We start from the raw sequence: 20164 nt of genomic DNA, 5'->3' as shown, positions 1-20164 counted from the left end.
TCTTCTTATGTCTAGTTTTATTGTTCTCAGAACCGGTATCATGGCAATTTAGATTTCTATGTGTGATCATTTTTTGCATTCCCTGGATCAGATTTTTCATAAATGACAGCGACAGGAAAAATATAGATCAGTCTATTTATTACAAGCTTTTATCTCTTACCACACCTATATTATATATTTTTATAGTTTGGAAAATCTTTGAACTGTATCATTTCAGTTTAATGACCCAGTTAGTTTTATTCTCTTTACCGGTAATAGCAGGACTTTTTATAGAATCGAAAGATAAAGATTTGTCAAGCAACACTCAACATATCTTACAGACTATGAGTTTCTATTCTATCCTTTTCTTTTTAGCGGTTAATGCATCTTTTGATTTTTCCAAGCCGTTATCCAAAGGATATTTAATTACCGATAAAGCCATTTATATAGAAGAAAAAATGGATTCGGATGGTTACTCTGAAATTACAAACTATCAGTTTAAGACAATTCCCAAGGAAAAAATGAACCCGGTTCCATTTTGGAAGCAAATATCAGCAGCGGAACATGCAGACATATATCCAAAGGCAGATCGTTACAATCCCTCCAAAGTATTTCTTAACATTCAAAATAAGAAATATGAAATTCTTGCCAGAAAATTTAAAATTATCCGGGATAAAAATAATGATGGATATTTACGCTTATACTATCTCAAAGAATATACAAAGCCTGATGTAATCAATGTAAGCCGCAAAACTTATAATCAATTTGGAAAAGGAGATTATCTCGATATTGAAACTTATTCCGGATTATTTGGTTTGGAATGGACCTACAATCACTGGAAACATAATCATTGATATGAATAAGGTATAAAAAAATACTTTTGAAGTTTTCGTCAAATAATCAGTAAAAATCTTTGCTCTTTTAGATTTAAAACTTATAACTTTGCAAAAATTTTCTGTTGAAAGATCTGCTTCTTATCACCCCACCTTTTACCCAACTCAATACTCCTTATCCCGCAACAGCTTATATCAAAGGATTTTTGAATACCAAAAATATTTCCAGTTATCAGCTTGATCTGGGAATTGATGTTATTTTAGAATTATTTTCAAGAGACGGGCTTCAAAAGGTTTTTGATAAAAAGATTGACCTTCCGACGACTACTGAAAATACACAGAGAATATTTGCTTTAAGAGAAGAATATTTAAAAACCATCGATCAGGTAATTTCTTTTTTACAGGGCAAAAATCCAACGTTAGCCAGACAGATCTGCAGCATGAATTTTCTGCCTGAAGCTTCCCGTTTCAACCAACTGGATGATATGGATTTTGCTTTCGGAAATATGGGTTTACAGGATAAAGCTAAACATTTGGCTACCTTATATCTGGAAGATATCTCAGACTATATTATCGAAAATAATGATGCTGATTTCGGGTTCAGCAGATATGCGGAACGCCTGGGGAAAAGTGCGAATTCTTTTGACGAGCTCTATTCAAAATTAGCAGGCCCACAAACATTTATCGATGATTTTACATTAAAAATTCTTCAGGATAAAATAGAAAATATACAACCTAAACTGATTTGTTTTTCAATACCTTTTCCCGGAAATTTATACTCTGCTTTTAAGTGCGCTCAGTTTATAAAAAAGAACTTTCCTCACATCAAAATCGCCATGGGAGGTGGATTTCCCAATACAGAATTAAGAGAGGTCAAAGACCAGAGAGTTTTTGAATTTTTTGATTTTATCACCTTAGATGATGGTGAACTTCCTATTGAGTTACTATGTCAAAGTGTATTGTATCCCACAGATGAATTGGAATATAAAAGAACTTTTTTACTTGAAAATCAAGAAGTTGTTTATAAAAACAATTCTAAAAGACATGATTATAAGCAGGCTGAAATTGGTACTCCGGATTATACCGATTTAAAATTAGATCAGTATATTTCCGTTATTGAAATCGCCAATCCCATGCACAGTCTATGGAGTGATGGGAGATGGAACAAACTGACAATGGCTCATGGATGCTACTGGGGTAAATGTACTTTCTGTGATATTTCTTTAGATTATATTAAAATCTATGAACCCATCTCTGCCAAAATTTTGGTAGACAGAATGGAAGAGCTCATCAAAACAACCGGCGAAACCGGTTTTCATTTTGTAGATGAAGCAGCTCCTCCAGCTTTAATGCGGGAAGTTGCCCTGGAAATTCTCAGAAGAAATCTTGTTGTAACATGGTGGACCAATATCCGTTTTGAGAAAAGTTTCACCAGTGATTTATGCTATCTCTTAAAATTATCAGGATGTGTTGCCGTTTCAGGTGGACTTGAAGTCGCCAGTGATCGCTTGTTAAAATTAATTGATAAAGGAGTTTCTGTAGAGCAGGTTGCCAAAGTAACGAAAAATTTTACCGAAGCAGGAATCATGGTTCATGCCTATCTGATGTATGGCTACCCTACCCAAACTGTTCAGGAAACAATAGACTCACTGGAGATGATTCGTCAAATGTTTGAAATGGGAATTCTTCAAAGTGGATTCTGGCACCAGTTTGCAATGACTGCCCATTCACCTGTAGGAATCAATCCCGAAGATTTCGGAGTTATTCCGGTAAAACAGGAAATTCTATTCGCAAACAATGACATCGACTTTAAAGATAAAACAGGAATCGATCATAATAGATTCAGCTTCGGATTAAAAAAATCCCTCTTCAATTATATGCATGGAATTAATTTTGAAATTCCCCTTCAGGAATGGTTCGATTTTAAAATTCCAAGAACAACAATTCATCCTGACCATATTCATGACTGTCTTTTAGAAGATGACGCATTTACTTTTAAAGGAAACTCAAAAATTGTATTTTTAACCAAAAATGTAATCGCTGAGAATCGCGTAAAAACAAAAAAGAAATATTCTGGTACGTACACATTAATTACATTCCATTTAAAAACCAATATTGTGAAGATCGAGCTGGAGCAAGATAAAGCAAACTGGTTACTGAATGTATTGGAGCAGAACTCTATAGAAAATCCGAAAAAGATTACAGCTCAACAACTTAAGAATCATTTCGAAGAAAATTTTGAGGATTTTGAACTATTCTGGTTTTCAAAACCTATGCAGCAACTAAAGGAAAATGGAGTGATTTTAAGTTTATAAAATTTTTTAGTTTTTTCTCAGGGATTTTAAAAATTCCACAGATTTTCCAATTGCCAATTAATTTTTGAAATTATTAACGAACGAGCTAAATTCTTATTGGATACAACTTTTGCAGATCAAGCAGTTTTTTATTACATGGTAAAAACGCTTAGTTTGTCATTCCGGAGGATCCAGATTATTTTTTCTTATAATAATATTGAGATTCCTACGGAATGACAAAGACTCTGCTAGGTTTTGGATAAAGTACAATTTTTACTGAAGATAATACGCTCGCAAATTTTGTGGAGCATGCTGATCTTTTTTATTACATGATAAAACGCTTAGTTTGTCATTCCGGAGGAATCCAGATTATTTTTTTATAATAATGACGTTGAGATTCCTACAAAATGACAAAGACTCCGGTAGGTTTTGGAAGAAGTTCAATTTTTACTGAAGCTAATACGCTCGCAAATTTTGCGGAGCATGCTGATCTTTTTTATTACATGGTAAAACGCTTAGTTTGTCATTCCAGAGGAATCCAGATTTTTTTTTATAATGAGGTTGAGATTCCTACGGAATGACAAAGGCTATGGTAGGTTTTGGATAAAGTTCAATTTTTACTGAAGGTAATACGCTCGCAGATTTTTGCGGATCCTGCAGATTTTTTTATTATACGATAAAAACATTTTGTTTGTCATTCCGGAGGAATCCAGATTATTTTTTTATAATAATGACGTTGAGATTCCTACGGAATGACAAAGACTCTGCTAGGTTTTGGAAGAAGTTCAATTTTTATTGAAGATAATACGCTCGCAGATTTTGCGGGGCATGCTGATCTTTTTATTATACGATAAAAACCTATTTCTATTGAATGTTTTCTAATTAGATGTATCTTTTACAACAGGGCCAACAGATACTTTTTCCTGCGTTTTAATAAAATTGGGATCCATAATAGCCATGCGTTCTGCAAGTGCTTTATAGGTTGGGAATTTTAAAATAGAGGCTCTGCCAGACATTTCCCGGTAAATCGTAAAAGATTTACCGCCAGCACTTTTCAATTGCTTTGTAGTTGTAATATACCGTCCGATATATTTACTTTTGGCATCGTAGATTTCGATATCTATAAAAGTTTTATCCATGATGGTATCATCCGACCCGAAACTTACTGGCAAATTAGTAAAATACCCTACCGGAACACCATTACTTAGGATCTCGCCTACTTTATTGACCTCAATATTCAGCTTATCAATCTTTTTTCTGATGGCATAAGCTTCTTTTGTCTTACTGTCCAGCTTTCTTTTCGGCATGTTCGAAAACAGCTCATCGAGATTCTTTACATTGATCCCTTTGTTATCAATTATTTTAAGACCATTCACGGAAGTATAAACGGCAGATTTTTCTTCCCCGGAAAATGCCGATGGTGAAATATAATCCAGTTCTATTACTTTATCCCTGTTATATACTCTATTAATTTCTATATAGCTGTCTCTCACAGAATCAACAATACTTTTATCTATAAATTTTATAGTGTATAATGGTGTCTCCTTTAAATCCATAAAAGTATAATTACTGGATTTATTGGAGAGTTTTGCTACCGGGATTCCGTCTAAGTTGATAATTCCTCTTTTGGTCTTAATATTCTGGGCATTGAGGAAAACTCCCAGAAGTGTAAAGAATATAATAATACTTTTCTTCATAGAACCAGCCTTTTACATAAAATAAAAAAAGTGTAACACAAAGTTACACTTTCTTGAAAATATATTTAGCTTTTCATTTAATTATTCACAAAGGATAATTCCTTTATTATGATTAAATTCTACAACACCGCTTTTGATAGAATAAGAAAAAACAGAGTCTTTCTCATTTTCTTTAGCAAAGTTTTTAGCAAAAGCATCATCAATTGAATTAGCAAAAAGCTTTACTTTACCACCGACTAAAGAAGAAACAATTCCTGCGTGGTTTTGCATGATGTGAAATTCACCATTTTTTCCAGGCAACAATACTGAGTTTACTTCTCCTTCAAAAACTACGTATTCTGGTGTTAAAATTTTTATATTCATTTTAATTTAGATTTGAAGATTTCAGATTTCAGATTTCAGACAACCTTAAAGTCTCATGTCTAGTATCTGATATCTTTATGTCTAATTTATTAAGCGTTTTCAGCTAACATTTTTTGTCCTGCTTCGATAGCTTCTTCGATTGTTCCTTTCAAGTTGAAAGCAGCTTCTGGTAAGTGATCTAATTCACCATCCATAATCATGTTGAAACCTTTGATAGTATCTTTGATATCTACCAATGATCCAGGAATACCTGTAAACTGTTCTGCTACGTGGAAAGGCTGAGATAAGAATCTCTGAACTTTTCTTGCACGGTATACTACAGATTTATCTTCTTCAGAAAGTTCTTCCATACCAAGGATTGCAATGATATCTTGAAGCGCTTTATATCTTTGAAGAATTTCTTTTACTCTTTGAGCACAGTCATAATGTTCGTGACCGATAACTTCCGGAGCAAGGATTCTTGAAGTAGAAGCTAGAGGATCTACCGCTGGGTAAATACCTAATGAAGCAATCTTTCTGTCAAGTACCGTTGTTGCATCTAAGTGAGCAAACGTTGTTGCAGGAGCCGGGTCAGTTAAGTCATCCGCAGGTACGTATACCGCCTGTACTGAAGTAATTGAACCATTTTTAGTTGAAGTAATTCTTTCCTGCATCGCTCCCATCTCAGAAGCAAGAGTTGGTTGGTAACCTACCGCTGATGGCATACGACCAAGAAGTGCAGATACCTCAGAACCAGCCTGTGTAAAACGGAAGATGTTGTCTACGAAGAAAAGTACATCTCTACCTTGTCCGCTTTCACCACCATCTCTATAATACTCAGCCAATGTAAGACCAGAAAGTGCTACTCTAGCTCTTGCACCTGGCGGCTCGTTCATTTGTCCGAAAACGAATGCTGCTTTAGAATCTTTCATAGCTTCTAAGTCTACTTTAGAAAGATCCCAACCTCCGTTTTCCATAGAGTGCATGAAATCATCACCATACTTGATAATTCCTGATTCCAACATCTCTCTTAAAAGGTCATTTCCTTCTCTCGTTCTTTCACCTACTCCGGCAAAAACTGAAAGACCTCCGTGTCCTTTTGCAATATTGTTAATCAACTCCTGGATCAATACTGTTTTACCTACACCGGCACCACCGAACAAACCAATTTTACCTCCTTTTGCGTAAGGCTCAACTAAGTCGATTACTTTAATACCTGTAAATAAAACTTCTGCAGAAGTTGAAAGTTGATCAAATTTTGGAGCTTCTCTGTGAATTGGAAGTCCTCCCTCTTTAGAAATATTCTGAAGTCCGTCGATAGCATCACCAACAACGTTGAATAGTCTTCCGTTTACAGCCTCTCCGATTGGCATAGTAATAGGATTTCCGTATCCAATTACTTCTTGACCTCTCTTAAGACCATCAGTAGCGTCCATTGCGATACATCTTACTGTATCTTCGCCAATATGTTGTTCTACCTCTAAAACTACTTTTTCACCGTTTTCTTTTGTAATTTCTAACGCGTCATAGATGCTAGGAACAGATTCCACATCTGTGAAGACAACGTCGATTACCGGACCAATAATTTGAGAAATTTTACCTTTAATTTGGTTTGCCATTGCTAAATTTTTTCTTGGTGCAAATATAGTGATTCTTCATAAACCTACAATTGGTAAAAAAAAGATTTTTATCATGCTTTTTTCAGTCATGTAGCAATATAACATTTTAGTAATGTAACAATATTTATCATTGAAATTATTGATACACTGTTATATTGATAGATTGGCACATTATTTCTATATTTGCAGTCAAAATTTTTCCGTTTTGAAAGTTTTCAAAAATTTTACAGATTATTCTTCTCAAAAGCCTTTAGCATTGTCTTTAGGTATGTTTGACGGGGTACATCTTGGGCATAAAAGCATCATTGATGAATTGATAACAATAGGTACAGAAAACAATCTGGAAACAGCAATTCTTACTTTTTGGCCACATCCCAGGTTTATTTTTAATCCTAATGAAGATCTAAAGCTTCTGAATACATTAGAAGAAAAGAAGCAGCTTATTGAAAAATATGGTATTGCTCATTTATTCCTGAAAGAATTTGATGAAGAGTTCAGAAATTTAACCGGCGAAGAATTTGTGCGTCAGATTTTAATTGACAAACTCAATGTTAAGTACCTGATTATAGGTTATGACCATTCTTTCGGAAAAAATAAAAGCGGAAATTTTGAATTGCTTCAAAAATTATCCAAAGAACTGGATTTTGAGGTTGAACAAATGGAAGCAATCAATATTCACGAAAATAATATCAGTTCAACGAAAGTACGTAATGCTCTTTTAACAGGACATATTAAAGAAGCCAATGAAATGCTGGGGTACTCCTACTCTGTTTCCGGAACTGTAGTTCACGGAAAAAAGATCGGAAGAACCATTGGTTATCCCACAGCCAATATCGACACAGAATCAATCAAGCTATTACCTAAAAAAGGAGCTTATATTGTTGAAGTTGAAGTAAAAGGAAATCAATATAAAGGGATGTTGAGCGTTGGAACCAACCCAACGGTAAACGGAGAAAAGTTAACTGTTGAAGTGTATATCCTTGATTTTGACGGAGATATTTATGATGAGAAAATTACAGTCAGGTTCAGAGACTTCCTTCATGATGAAATAAAATTTGAAGGGCTGGAAAAACTGATTGAAAGACTGGATGAGGATAAAAGATTAACCGAAGAATTTAATTTTTAAAATAAAAACTGTTTCATACAATGTGCATGAAACAGTTTAATAGATTTTATTTTAGTATTTTTAAATAGACCTTTTGTGGTTCACCGTTCAATTTCACATTGGGGAATTCTTTATCATGGTCTATATAGATATCTCTTTTTTCACCCGCTTTACCGTTTCCGTCAGAATCCCATTCTATTGAGACATAATATTTCATACCTTCTGCAGCTTTGGGGTCAATACGGCTTGCAGCATCTTTAGGTATAGGCAGGTCAATAGTAAAAGGAACCGATGTTTGCTCATACTCCTTTTCTGTAATTAATGTAGCGGGAGCATCAGCTAGAAGCGGATCATGGGCATATAAACTCACCTTCAATTTTGGGTTTTTGATGGTAAAATGATCTGTACCCGTAAATTCTAATTTTAAGTTTTCCTGATTCTCAGACGGATTTGATTTTTCAGATTTTGCCTCAGTATTCTCAGAAAGAGGTTTCTTATCACTCTTATTACAACTGAATAGTGTAACGGATAATACTCCTGCAGCCATTAGTAATGTAAGATTTTTTTTCATTTAAATTTTATTTTGTGAATATGATTTTCAAGTATTTACTGGGAAGCAGACAACAAAATGCATGCCTTAAAAAGAATATTGGACACCTTATTCTCCGTCTTATAAAGACTCATTAATTGCATTCTGAGCCTTCTTGGTTAAAGATTTAAATACCAATTCATAGGAATGATCTATTAACTTTAAGATGAGTTCTCTTTTTAAGCCATCTAGTGAAACGGAATTCCAATGGGTTTTATTCATATGATAAGCTCCTGTAATCTGAGGATATTGCTCACGAAGCTCTGCACTCCACTCAGGATCTGTTTTCACATTAATGGCTAATGGCTGTCTTTCAAGTCCCATAAGCAGAAACATTTTAGTGTCCACTTTCATCACAAGAGTTTCGTTATCAAAGGGAAAACTTTCCGTAACTGCTTTTTTGGCAAGACAATAGTCTAAAATTTCGTTGGCATCCATGTTTTTCGTTTATAGGTAGCAATATAATAAAAATGATGATGTTCTGAGATGTTATTTAATAACATAAAAAATGTATAAACTTTAAATCAAATTTAGTAAATTTAAGAAAGGAAAATACCATCACCTCAAAATAGATTGTTATGAAAGCTCTAGTAATCGGTGCTACAGGCGCTACAGGAAAAGATTTAGTCAATCAGTTACTCAATGACAAGGATTTTGAGGAAGTGGATATTTTTGTAAGAAAACCTGTTGATATTGAAAATGAAAGGCTTAAAGTTCATGTTGTCAATTTTGAAAAACCTGAGGAATGGAAAGAAATGGTGAAAGGAGATGTTGCATTTTCCTGTCTGGGAACTACTTTAAAGGATGCAGGAAGCAAGGAAGCCCAGAAAAAGGTAGATTTTGATTATCAGTATGAATTTGCCAAGGCAGCCAAAGAAAATAATGTAGAGGATTATATTTTGGTTTCTGCTTATGGAGCTAGTCCTAAGTCTAAAATCTTCTATTCCAAAATGAAAGGAGAGCTCGAAGAAGCTGTAAGGCAATTACATTTCAATAAAATCACCATTTTTAAACCCGGAATGCTTGAAAGAAAAAACTCTGGAAGAGCAGGAGAAGTCTTGGGCAGCAGAATTATAAAGTTCGCTAATAAACTTGGATTATTGGAAAGCCAAAAGCCCTTGCCTACGGATATTCTGGCAAAGGCAATGATTAATTCTTCAAAGATTAAAAGTAATGGGTACTCCAGTATAAAACTGGGTAATATTTTTTGTTTCGCAGAGAAAACTAATGAATAGCGATTATTAATTGAGGAGCCTTACGCATTATTTTGTCGTTTTACTCTTCATCTTTTGCCCCAATTTTTCATATTCAATGTCGTTAGGTTCCCAAAGCTCTATTTTATTTCCTTCAGGATCCATGATATGAACAAACTTACCGTATTCATAGGTCTCCATTTTATCAACGATTGTTACATTTTCTTTTTGAAGTTCTTCCACGAGTTTTTCAAGATTTTCTACCCTGTAATTAATCATAAAGTCTTTTTCCGAAGGTTGAAAATATTTAGTTTTTTCATTGAAAGGACTCCATTGACTAAATCCTTTTTTAGAGTTATCAGCTCCCTGATACCACTCAAAAACAGTTCCATATTCATTGGTTTCAAAACCCAAATGCTCTTTGTACCAGTCTCTCATTTTTTTAGGATCTTTGGATTTAAAAAAGATTCCGCCGATACCGGTCACTCTTTTCATATGATCAGATGTATTTTCTGTACCTGCTTTAAATGCAAATCCTAACATAAAGGAAGCCAGGATAGAAATGGTAAAGATTATTTTTTTCATGGAGGTATAAATTTATTTTAAAATAAAAAAAGTGGATGTTAACTCAACATCCACTTTGTAAAAATATACTTTTTTATCTTTATTTCAGATACTTTGTAATAGCATCATCTGTAGGTTTTGTAGTACTTACAAAAGTATCTACCAACTTTCCATTTTCATCAATTAAGAATTTTGTGAAGTTCCAGAGAATACTTGTATTTTTCACTCCATTTAATTCTTTTTCTGTCAAATATTTAAAGATAGGCGCTGTATCATCTCCTTTTACAGAAACTTTTGCTGCCAATGGAAAAGTTACTCCATAATTTTTCTGGCAGAAAGCACCGATTTCCGTATTGGTTCCCGGTTCCTGACCTCCAAAATTATTGGCAGGAAAACCTACGATTACCAATTTATCTTTGTACTGCTCATATACTTTTTCCAGATCCGCATACTGTGGGGTAAAACCACATTCTGAAGCTGTATTGACAATAAGGATTTTCTTCCCTTTGAAATCTGCAAAATTAATTTCTTTGCCATCCAGACTTTCTACTTTGAAGTCATATATTGTTTTTCCCATAAGTTCTTTGGTTTTAGCTTGAGAAAGTTCGCTTTTTTGATTCGTGCAGCTTTGCAGAAATGCTATAAAAGAAAGCATTAGTAAAAAAATATTTTTCATTTTTTATAGATTTTTTTGCAGCTAAACTGCGTTAATTTAAAACTTAAAAATATTAGCAGGAAAAACTTTGTTGATATCAATTTTATTGAGCAACATCACATAATCGCCATCTTTTTTAGAACTTGAAGATTCTATTCTGAATGGCATTGTAAGATTTCCTACTTTTTTATAATCTGAATATACCATCGTTTCATCTTTCTTAACTTCTTTTAGAAGCATATAAGTTTTTGCATCAAAATAATACATATTCTTATTGACATTCTTTGTAAGCTCAACTTTATGACAGTAGATCTCTCCTACTTTTTCTTTTCCCAGGTATTTAGCATCAAAACCTTTGCTTTCCCAATCAATGAAATCATTATCAAAACTTTCAGAAACATATTCAGGATATTCCTGAAGTTTGTTGGTCGCATAGTTCATTGCATACCCTTTATTCCCATCAAACCCTTCTATTGCCGTATCTTTTCCGTTGATGGTAATCACTGTTTTGGTGAGATTTGGGCGCTGTTGATAAATCTTTATAGCATATTCATCTTTAATTCCCAAAACTACTTTTCCCTGAAGCAACACTGAGTTTAAAAGTTTCCAATTGGTTAATCCTCCGGACAATTCAATGTTTTTATCTATAATTTCTTTTGCGGTCTGCGCAAAAGTAAAATGCGAGAATATCAGGGCAAATACAAAAAGTAATTTCTTCATTAATTTTATTTATAAATTCAAATATAAGGGGATTTGACCGAAAAAGCAAGAAGCCCAATAAAGCAGAGAAAGTGAATCAACTCATTGGAAATTCACTAATCCGCTGGTTTTCTTTATTCATTTTTCAAATGACTCGATTCTCAAATTTTAAATTAATTTTCTCGCTTTTTCCAAATCTTCAGGAGTATCAATGCCTACTCCAATGAAGTTGGTTTCTATCATTTTAATCTTCATTCCGTATTCAAGATAACGGATACATTCAATTTTTTCTGATATTTCAAGAGGTTTCATCTCCAGTTTTGAAAACTGCAGCAGCGCTTCTTTCCGGAATGCATATACTCCGATATGTTTAAAATAATCTATGTGATAAGAAATTTCTCTGTGAAAAGGAATTACAGATCGGCTGAAATACAAAGCAAAACCTTTATTATCTGTAATTACCTTTACATTATTGGGATTTTCAATTTCCTCTTTTTCCCGTAATTTTATTTTTAAAGATGCTAATGAGATTTCATGCTGATCATCATTTTTAAAGACCTCGATCAATTGCTGTAAAGGTTCCAGTTTTAGGAAAGGTTCATCACCCTGGACATTGATTACAATATCGCAATCAATAGCCTGTACTGCTTCTGCAATACGGTCGCTTCCCGTCTCATGCTGTCCTGTCATTACAGCTTTTCCTCCATTTTTTACAATTTCATCAAGGATAATTTGAGAATCTGTTGCTACAAATACCTCATCAAACAGACCTGTCTCCACAACATTCTGATAAGTTGTGGTAATAACGGTTTTTTCTCCTAAATTCTGCATTAATTTTCCCGGAAAGCGGCTTGCTTCATATCGGGCAGGAATGACAGCGATTATTTTCATTAAGTAAACAATTAAGTATTATTAAGAAGTTAACATCTCCCTTCTCAAGGAGGAAGAATAATAGTTTATATTCTGATCAAAAGTAATAAAAAACTTTCTTATGGCACTGTTTTTATGCAATAACTCAGCTTTATTAAATCAAAAAGAAACTTTCACTCCTACCATATTATATTCCCATTGGCGGGATGCAAGAAAATCGAGTTTATATCTTGTATTTTTAGCATGAGGATCCGAAACCGTAAATCTGCTTCTTGAAATTGTTTTTCCGATGAAATAGCCCATCAATAAGGCTAAAGGATAATCTGAGGCCCAGTGAACCTTACTCTGCATCATTTGAAAACATAACGCTCCTGCTAATGTATATCCTACAGGCTTTATCCATTTTGCATCGGGATAATTGTCTGCAATAACCGTTAACCCGGCCATAAATGTCGTTAAATGCCCGGATGGCATAGCATCATAGTTTGAGGTATATTTTCCAAATGCTGAGAAGCTTGGAAATGGATTCCAGGCACCTCCTTTATTGCCATTGGCTTCCGCTATAAATGGGCTCTCTCTTCCGGTAACTCTTTTGATTGTTTGGGTAAAGACTCCTGAGAGGATTAAACTTTCCATTAACCCGCTTGCCGTAGCCTGGGCCCGGTAATCATTTTTGATTACACCATAGACTCCAAAACCAATCCCTGCCAATACTACCGTAGACCCATTTCCTATCAGGTATAAGGTAGATCCAATATCTTTAGGAATTTTGAAAACACCCCCTACTTTGCTGTAGGTATTATCTTCGCTCATCCCCCATTTCTCGGCAATTTCTCTCGAATTATCCGTTAATTTCTGATCCACAGGTATCAGAATCAGGGTTGCTGCAAGTGCACCCCCTAAGTAATAGACATGATCTTTTGCGACAAAGTCTTTATTGGTATTGATAAAGTTTCGGGGTAATTTGGTTACAAAATCCAGCAGTTTAGGTTTTGGATAGGTTCTGACAGAACCGTCTTTTAAAGTATACGTTTGAACTTTTGCCCGTTCTTCAGGTAATTCCTGAATTTTTAAAGTATCAACCTCTTGTGAGCACACCCATATTGACGCCGGTAGCAACAGAAATCTCAGTTTTTTCATCCTTGTTATTTTCAAGCCTATTTTATTCTTATAAAGCCCCCCAAAGGTAATCCCAAGTCCGTTTTAAGCAAAATGTTTACTTAATTTTTAATATTTATTTAATTTTTTTCTATAAAATAAATAATCGATATTAATTCATGTATTTAATCAAATAAATAATTCCATACATCCATGAGACGTACAGAAAAGAGTAGAAAAAACCGAATCCAAAACTTTTTAATATATCCCCTTTACATTTCCCTGAGTTCTTAAATACCTGACGTAAAGCACGAAAGAAAATCCAATATAACATGGCCGTAAAAAAAAGCAATGCAGACCAAAAGAAGAGTCCAACAAAATAGGAAAGAAACACAAGGACAATGGAAAATACAATCCATAAGACAATAGAAAGTATAGCTCCTCCTATTCCATCACCTACAGAAGGCGGATCAAATTCAAAACCGTCAAATGTCGGAGTCTTATCAGAAAATCGTTTTAATCTTTCTTTGTTTAAGATACTTCCAACATTGTCTTTTAATTTCAACCCATAATACAGCCCTAAGCTGATAAACAGGAAAAATGATCCTGCCAAAATTGAAGTTGAGAGTATAGAGTTTTGAAACAAAGAACGGTGAGAACTTTTTCCCGAAAACCAAACACATGCAATTACCAGACTGATAATAGTCAGTGTTGAATAAAACAAGATCTTGCTTTCAAGAAAAGTTTTTCTGGGAAGTTTCATAGTAACTGTGTTGGTAAAAAAACTTCAACTCTGCGCAGTGTGACATTGCTAATACTTAATACTAATTTTAACTATGCTACACTGACAGAGTCGAAGGAATTATTTTTTGGGTTATGAGTTATGAATTTTTACTTTTTGTTGTCAATATAATACTTCGTATTATTTTTAAAATTTCTGAAGCCTGGTTGTTAAATCTTCAAATTCTTCTTCAGAAATATACTCTGTAGTAAATAAGAGCTCCAGCCAATATATTGTTTTATCACATTCCTTTTGAGAAATTGAGAGTTTATGAATAAAATCCCTTTTACTCTGACGATTCAAAGCTTCTCTAATATTTGCTCCAACAAAAGTTTCTGAGTGCAATATTTGTTTGGAAAGAACAAATTCTTTTTTATCAGCAACAAACTTTTTATAAATTGTAATAATATTTACTGCCAGCTCAAAACTCTTTTCCCCAACAATACTTTCACTTATAACTTATAACTTATAACTTATTTTAAAGCATTCAATGCATTTTCCAGTTTTGGAAGCATCACTTTAATTTCATCAATGGCAAGCCCTCCTACAGAAGCACGGAACCAAGGTTCAGATTTTTCTTCTCCAAATGCTGAGAATGGCACCAAAGCAACCCCGGCATCATTGATTAGGTAGAATACAAGATCAGAAGAGTTTTCAATAACTTCTCCATCCGGTTTTGTTTTTCCGATATAATCTAATTTAATGGTAAGATAAAGTGCTCCCATCGGCTCAATACTGTCTACAGCCAGTCCTTTTCCTTTTAAATCCTGGATTCCCCCATGAAGAACTTTTAAACTGTTTTCAAGCTTTCCTTTGAAATCTTCCACGAAAACATTTACATTTTCCGGGTTTTCATAGAATTTAGCAGTCGCTTCCTGTTCTGGTTTTGGTGCCCAGGCTCCCACGTGTGTAAGAAGTGCTTTCATTTTATCAATAATATGAGCTGGTCCGAATCCCCATCCCACACGTACTCCTGTTGCAGCAAGGCATTTAGAGATACCATCGATATAGATTGTATATTCTTTCAATTCCGGGAAAAGAGAAACCGGATCTACATGCTCAGCTCCAAAAGTAAGGTTAGAATAGATTTGGTCATACATCAGGTATAACGGTTTTTCATCTGCTCCTCTCTTCTTGTTTTCAGCAATCACCAATTCACAGATCTCTGAAAGCTGCTCTCTTGTAAACATTGTTCCGGTAGGATTCAATGGCGAGCAAAGTGCCAGTAAAACGGCCCCATCCAAATGAGGTTTTAAATCCTCTGCAGTAGGAAGGAAGTTGGTTTCAGGTTTTGTTTTTACCTCCACAGCATTGGCAGAAGTAAGATACGCATAATGGTTGTTGTTCCATGAAGGAGTTGGATAAACGATTTTATCACCTTCGTCCACAATGGTTTTGTAAACGGCATAGATCAAAGGTCTTGAGCCTGCGGTGATCAAAATATCGTTGGGCGCATAATCCAGATTCCATCTGGTTTTCAAATCTTTGGAAACTTCTTTTCTTAAAGATAAAAGTCCGTTTGCAGGTGGATAATTCGTCAGATTATTCTGATAGGCTTTCTGAATTTCTTCCTTCAGCAATGCTGGAATAGGATAGATATTAGAATTCAGGTCACCAATAGTAAGATTGGCAATTTCTGCTCCTTTTGCTTTTAGATCATTTACTTCGTTACCAATTTTTACAATTTCAGAACCGATCAGGTTCGCTGCTAATTTTGAAACTTTCACTTTTATTCTTATTTAAAATTTACTAATATTATCTTCTTAAATTGAGCTTCTCACCTATCTGATCCTCAGGGGTATGAGCATCATAAGCGGCTATTAGTTCTTTAGTTTTTTTTGCGGTCCTGGAGTTAGGATATTTTTTGATAATTCTGTTGTATTCTTCCATTTTGTCATCAAAAATTTTTCCTTCTTCACTGTCATAAATCAAATCACTATCCATTCCCAGAAGATAATCTGATAAATAACTATAATAATTATCTGTTATTGATTTAATTAATTGACTTTTAGGATATTTATTCATTAAATTTTCCCAAACGATCAACCGGTCTCCCAATTCTTCCCAGGTTATCATCAGACCTCCGTTTATAGCGTAATTTTCCTTGTTATCTTTCGCCATCTGCGAAATATAAGCACTATAATCAGGGGTTACTTTATTCTTAAAAACAGACTCATAATATCCTGGCAATGAATGAATTTCGGTAAACCCTTCTCCCATTTCACGGAACTCAAGACCTGCTTTATTCAGTTCGGCAGCCATTTTCTTTATATTATCCGGCAGATTATAGGTATCCGGTCCTGTATGATAATCAACATACTTATCGAGTATCTCAGTTTGAGAATCATTAAAACAATCCGTGTATTTGTCTCTGATTTTCACATAATCTTCATACACTTTATTGTTCTGCTCCGGACTGTTTCCTGCAATCTCTTTGTCTACTTTAGTACGATACCATTGTAAAGCTGTAATATAATCCTCAGTCTTATTTTCTGAAGAACATGCTGTATCAATCGGTTTATACTGATCTTCGGGGGCTTCGTTTTTGCAATCGAATCGTTTACCGGCTTTATGTCAGAAACTGCAGTCTCTTTCTTACAGGAAACTACAGCTGCCGACACCAAGCAAACTGCTATAATTTTTCTTATCATTGCTGTCAATGGGATATTAATCCAGTTTTAAATCTGTTTTAACGGCTCCAATTTTAGCTTCTAATGATGTTAATTTGTCTCTGAAATCTGCTTCTGAAGTAACAGAATCTTTTACTGAAACATAAAACTTGATCTTCGGTTCTGTACCTGAAGGTCTTACGCATACTTTTGTTCCATCCTGGGTGTAATAGATCAATACGTTAGACTTTGGAATATCATTCATCACCGTTTTCTCATTCTTTGAAACGTTAAAACTGGTCTGCTCTTTAAAGTCTTTAACTTCTTCCACTAATGAACCTGCCAATTCTTTTGGAGGATTTTCACGGAAGTTTTTCATCATATTCTGAATCTCTTCAGCTCCTTCTTTTCCTTTTCTTACGATGTTTACCAACCCTTCATAGTACATTCCAAGATCCTGATAAATCTCAATCATGTATTGATACATTGTTTTTCCATTCGCTTTGCACCATGCAGCAATTTCACAGGCTACAAGGATACTTCCACAAGAATCTTTATCACGTACGAAATCTCCTGTCATGAATCCGAAACTTTCTTCACCACCACACACAAATTTCTGTGTTCCTTCTGCTTCACGGATCATTTTTCCGATCCATTTGAATCCTGTAAGACCTACTTTGCATTCTACACCGAATTTCTGAGCGATATCAAAGAAGATATCCGAAGTTACAATGGTAGACCCGATGAATTCTTTCCCGGTAATTCTTCCCTGTTTTCTCCATTCATTTAAGATATAGTAAGTAAGGATTGTATTGGTTTGGTTTCCATTCAGCAGCTGCATTTCACCGTCAAGGTTTCTCACGGCAATTCCAAGTCTGTCACCATCCGGGTCTGTTCCGATCACAATATCAGCATTGGTAATTCTCGCCAGATCCATTGCCATTTCCAAAGCAGCCGGTTCTTCAGGGTTTGGAGAATCTACGGTTGGGAAATTAGGGCTTGGAATCATCTGCTCTTTAACAAGATCTATTTTTTTAAATCCTGCTTTTTCCAAAGCTTTTGGAACGGTGGTATATGTTGTTCCGTGGATAGAAGTGAAAACAATATTTAAATTTTCTTTTCCTACGTTCTGATACGTAGAGTTTTCAATACATGCATCGATATAAACATCATCCTGCTCCTCACCGATCCACTCGATCAGATCATCATTTCCATTGAATTTAATTTCGTCAAACTTCACAGAATATACTTCATTGATAATAGCTTCATCATGTGGCGGAACAATCTGCGCTCCGTCATTCCAGTATACTTTATACCCATTATATTCTGGTGGGTTATGAGATGCTGTCAGCACAATTCCCCCATTACAGTTTTTATCACGAACAGTGAAAGATAATTCCGGAGTAGGTCTGTGATCTTTGAAAAGCAGGACTTTAATTCCATTGGCAGTCAAAACATCAGCAACCAATTTTCCGAATTCTTTTGAATTGTGACGAACATCATAAGCAATTGCCACTTTAATTTCCTCTCCTTTGAACTGCTTCAGCATATAGTTGGCAAGCCCTTGAGTAGCCTGTCCCAGTGTATATTTATTTAAGCGGTTGGTTCCTACGCCCATAATGCCACGCATCCCTCCTGTTCCAAATTCCAGCTCTCTGTAAAAAGAGTCTTCAAGATCAGGCGAATTGCTATCAATCAGTGATTGTACTGCATCTCTTGTTTCTTTATCGAATGTATCATTTAACCAAAGTTGCGCTTTTTCTAATGTTGTCATATTTATGTCTAATTTTTTTAAGCTAGAAGAGGGAAGCTGGAGGCAGGAAGTTATATTGTGCCTGGCTTCAAAATTCCGGCTTTGTTTTTATTTTTTAAATTTTTATTTTTAAACTTGGGAAGCAAGCTTCTAATCTGGATAGCAAAAGTATGAAAAACTAGCACGACTCCCTTCTTCCAGCTTCCAGCTCTATTCTATTATTTTATCTGATTCCTAAAAGCAATTATCTGGTTCATCAAATTATAGCTCTCCTGATATAATTTATTAAATTCTTCCTCTGTAATATATTCTCTATTTTTTGCTTTATATAAACAAGTTACTGTTTCTGCTAAAGATCGAATCGAGTATCCTAAAAATTTTTTAAACTCTAATTTTGATTGCAAAATACTTCCCTCTGAAATATTCAGTGCAATCGAATCGGAAGCTCGTCTTATTTGTGAAGTTAAATTAAACATTTCATCCTTTGGAAATTTTTGAGAAATTTTAAAAATAAACTCTCCAAAATCCATAGATTTCTGCCAAATTATTAACTTTTCAAATTTAAAACTCATATTCCATTTAAAGCTGGAAGAGGGAAGCTGGAGGCAGGAAGTTATATTATGCCTGGCTTCAAAATTCCGGCTTTGTTTTTATTTATTTAATTTTTTATGCTTGGAGGAAAAATTTTCAATATGGAAAACAAGAAGTTTAAAAAACTACCATTACTCCCATCTTCCAGCTTCTGCCCTCCAGCTACAATTACTCTAATTTTTTATTCTCAACTTTCGTTGTTTTATCAATTTTAAAAGCTCGGATCGGATCGTTATAATAGATGAATTTTGCTGTATTCTGCACATGTCCTTTTAAAGAGTCTTTTACATTCACTTCAGCATAATTTCCATTTTTAGAATCAATATTCAGATTGGTAATTTTCCAGTAAGGAGCAATTAAACTTGCTGTATCTGAAATTTTAATCACCGCTTCTTTGGTCAATCCTAAAAAGTTGGCTCTGCTTCTGTTATGCATTTCCACTTCAGCCCTTCTTGTATTGACAGATCCCATAAAAGTAGCATTATTTTTCATGCTAAGTCTGAAATTATCTGTCTTTATTTCACTTGAAATATTCATTTCTACAGAATCAGAAACAGCTACTTTTTCAAGATTGTATTTTGAATAAATGGTCACATTATAAAAATCTACACCTTTTGTACCTCTCTTTTCTTTGATGGTAAGTGTTTTATTGTTTACATCCACATCAAGATTACTGGCTACATTGGGATAGGTTTCTATTTCTACAAAATTTTTCGGGCCTCTGGCATAAAACACCCTGAATTTTCCTTCCAAATCCAGATTGACAAACTCTGAAACCTCCACATCCTTCTTCTCAATATTTCCTTTTGGAGAAACTTTCCCACAGGAAACTACTGCTACCAGCATCAATGTGTACAATACTTTCTTCATATTTATTTTTAAAATATTCTATA

The 20164-nt window shown here is 34.5% G+C and carries 21 protein-coding genes; 4 read left to right on the top strand and 17 right to left on the bottom strand.

The features are described 5' to 3' along the window. Positions 1–221 precede the first annotated feature (221 nt). Together DRF57_RS12850 and DRF57_RS12845 are read left to right on the top strand one after the other, a co-directional pair. Positions 222–833 (top strand): hypothetical protein, encoded by a 612-nt coding sequence (locus DRF57_RS12850; protein WP_123863320.1) that lies wholly within the window; start codon positions 222–224, stop codon positions 831–833. Positions 834–937: 104 nt separating this feature from the next. Then, positions 938–3127, top strand: a complete 2190-nt coding sequence (locus DRF57_RS12845) for a B12-binding domain-containing radical SAM protein (RefSeq protein WP_115918842.1) — start codon at positions 938–940, stop codon at positions 3125–3127. Between the two features lie 857 nt (positions 3128–3984). Here the strand turns inward: DRF57_RS12845 and DRF57_RS12840 are convergent. The 3 genes from DRF57_RS12840 to atpD all read right to left on the bottom strand — a co-directional run bounded on the left by DRF57_RS12840 (position 3985) and on the right by atpD (position 6764). Beyond that, positions 3985–4803, bottom strand: a complete 819-nt coding sequence (locus DRF57_RS12840; RefSeq protein WP_047495750.1) for a hypothetical protein — start codon at positions 4801–4803, stop codon at positions 3985–3987. Between the two features lie 81 nt (positions 4804–4884). Next, complete coding sequence (locus DRF57_RS12835; protein WP_047495753.1) at positions 4885–5166, bottom strand: FoF1 ATP synthase subunit delta/epsilon; 282 nt, start codon at positions 5164–5166, stop codon at positions 4885–4887. A gap of 89 nt (positions 5167–5255) precedes the next feature. Then, positions 5256–6764: a F0F1 ATP synthase subunit beta gene (gene atpD, locus DRF57_RS12830; protein ID WP_047495756.1), complete on the bottom strand. Its 1509-nt coding sequence runs from the start codon at positions 6762–6764 to the stop codon at positions 5256–5258. A 205-nt stretch (positions 6765–6969) separates the two neighbouring features. Here atpD and DRF57_RS12825 point away from each other — a divergent pair, with 205 nt between their 5' ends. Then, complete coding sequence (locus tag DRF57_RS12825; RefSeq protein WP_047495759.1) at positions 6970–7890, top strand: bifunctional riboflavin kinase/FAD synthetase; 921 nt, start codon at positions 6970–6972, stop codon at positions 7888–7890. Positions 7891–7936: 46 nt separating this feature from the next. Here DRF57_RS12825 and DRF57_RS12820 read toward each other — a convergent pair whose 3' ends face one another. Both DRF57_RS12820 and DRF57_RS12815 read right to left on the bottom strand, forming a co-directional pair. Further along, complete coding sequence (locus DRF57_RS12820; RefSeq protein WP_228450380.1) at positions 7937–8440, bottom strand: hypothetical protein; 504 nt, start codon at positions 8438–8440, stop codon at positions 7937–7939. A 99-nt stretch (positions 8441–8539) separates the two neighbouring features. Then, positions 8540–8896 carry an MmcQ/YjbR family DNA-binding protein gene (locus DRF57_RS12815; RefSeq protein ID WP_047495765.1) on the bottom strand — a complete coding sequence of 119 codons (357 nt, stop codon included), beginning with the start codon at positions 8894–8896 and terminating at the stop codon, positions 8540–8542. A 140-nt stretch (positions 8897–9036) separates the two neighbouring features. On the opposite strand from DRF57_RS12815, the gene DRF57_RS12810 reads away from it, so the two are divergent. Further along, positions 9037–9693 carry an NAD(P)H-binding protein gene (locus tag DRF57_RS12810; RefSeq protein ID WP_047495768.1) on the top strand — a complete coding sequence of 219 codons (657 nt, stop codon included), beginning with the start codon at positions 9037–9039 and terminating at the stop codon, positions 9691–9693. A 27-nt stretch (positions 9694–9720) separates the two neighbouring features. On the opposite strand, the gene DRF57_RS12805 is transcribed toward DRF57_RS12810, so the two are convergent. The 12 genes from DRF57_RS12805 to DRF57_RS12750 form a co-directional block, all read right to left on the bottom strand. Continuing rightward, positions 9721–10236: a VOC family protein gene (locus DRF57_RS12805; protein WP_307724827.1), complete on the bottom strand. Its 516-nt coding sequence runs from the start codon at positions 10234–10236 to the stop codon at positions 9721–9723. 79 nt (positions 10237–10315) lie between these two features. Next, a complete protein-coding gene (locus DRF57_RS12800) occupies positions 10316–10891 on the bottom strand; it encodes a glutathione peroxidase (protein ID WP_084083954.1) in 576 nt (191 codons plus the stop codon). Between the two features lie 36 nt (positions 10892–10927). After that, on the bottom strand, positions 10928–11590 hold the full coding sequence (locus DRF57_RS12795) for a histidine kinase (protein ID WP_047495774.1): 663 nt from the start codon (positions 11588–11590) through the stop codon (positions 10928–10930). A gap of 147 nt (positions 11591–11737) precedes the next feature. Continuing rightward, positions 11738–12460 (bottom strand): 3-deoxy-manno-octulosonate cytidylyltransferase, encoded by a 723-nt coding sequence (gene kdsB / locus DRF57_RS12790; protein WP_047495777.1) that lies wholly within the window; start codon positions 12458–12460, stop codon positions 11738–11740. A 138-nt stretch (positions 12461–12598) separates the two neighbouring features. Then, positions 12599–13579, bottom strand: coding sequence for a phosphatase PAP2 family protein (locus tag DRF57_RS12785; RefSeq protein ID WP_115918840.1), 981 nt, complete (start codon positions 13577–13579; stop codon positions 12599–12601). A gap of 130 nt (positions 13580–13709) precedes the next feature. After that, positions 13710–14300, bottom strand: coding sequence for a hypothetical protein (locus DRF57_RS12780; RefSeq protein ID WP_115918838.1), 591 nt, complete (start codon positions 14298–14300; stop codon positions 13710–13712). Positions 14301–14465: 165 nt separating this feature from the next. Further along, a complete protein-coding gene (locus tag DRF57_RS12775) occupies positions 14466–14717 on the bottom strand; it encodes a four helix bundle protein (protein WP_307724829.1) in 252 nt (83 codons plus the stop codon). A 74-nt stretch (positions 14718–14791) separates the two neighbouring features. Then, on the bottom strand, positions 14792–16045 hold the full coding sequence (locus DRF57_RS12770) for a pyridoxal phosphate-dependent aminotransferase (RefSeq protein ID WP_047495781.1): 1254 nt from the start codon (positions 16043–16045) through the stop codon (positions 14792–14794). Positions 16046–16073: 28 nt separating this feature from the next. After that, complete coding sequence (locus tag DRF57_RS12765) at positions 16074–16700, bottom strand: hypothetical protein (protein ID WP_123863319.1); 627 nt, start codon at positions 16698–16700, stop codon at positions 16074–16076. A gap of 285 nt (positions 16701–16985) precedes the next feature. Beyond that, positions 16986–18701, bottom strand: a complete 1716-nt coding sequence (locus DRF57_RS12760) for a phospho-sugar mutase (RefSeq protein ID WP_047495791.1) — start codon at positions 18699–18701, stop codon at positions 16986–16988. A gap of 197 nt (positions 18702–18898) precedes the next feature. Beyond that, positions 18899–19252 carry a four helix bundle protein gene (locus DRF57_RS12755; protein ID WP_047495793.1) on the bottom strand — a complete coding sequence of 118 codons (354 nt, stop codon included), beginning with the start codon at positions 19250–19252 and terminating at the stop codon, positions 18899–18901. Between the two features lie 187 nt (positions 19253–19439). After that, positions 19440–20141 (bottom strand): GIN domain-containing protein, encoded by a 702-nt coding sequence (locus tag DRF57_RS12750; protein WP_047495796.1) that lies wholly within the window; start codon positions 20139–20141, stop codon positions 19440–19442. Positions 20142–20164 lie beyond the last annotated feature (23 nt).

The organism is Chryseobacterium rhizosphaerae, from assembly GCF_003385455.1.
Taxonomy (GTDB): Bacteria; Bacteroidota; Bacteroidia; order Flavobacteriales; family Weeksellaceae; genus Chryseobacterium; species Chryseobacterium rhizosphaerae.
The sequence above is the reverse complement of the archived record's forward strand: the minus strand, read 5'-3'. Positions and strand labels throughout refer to the sequence as shown.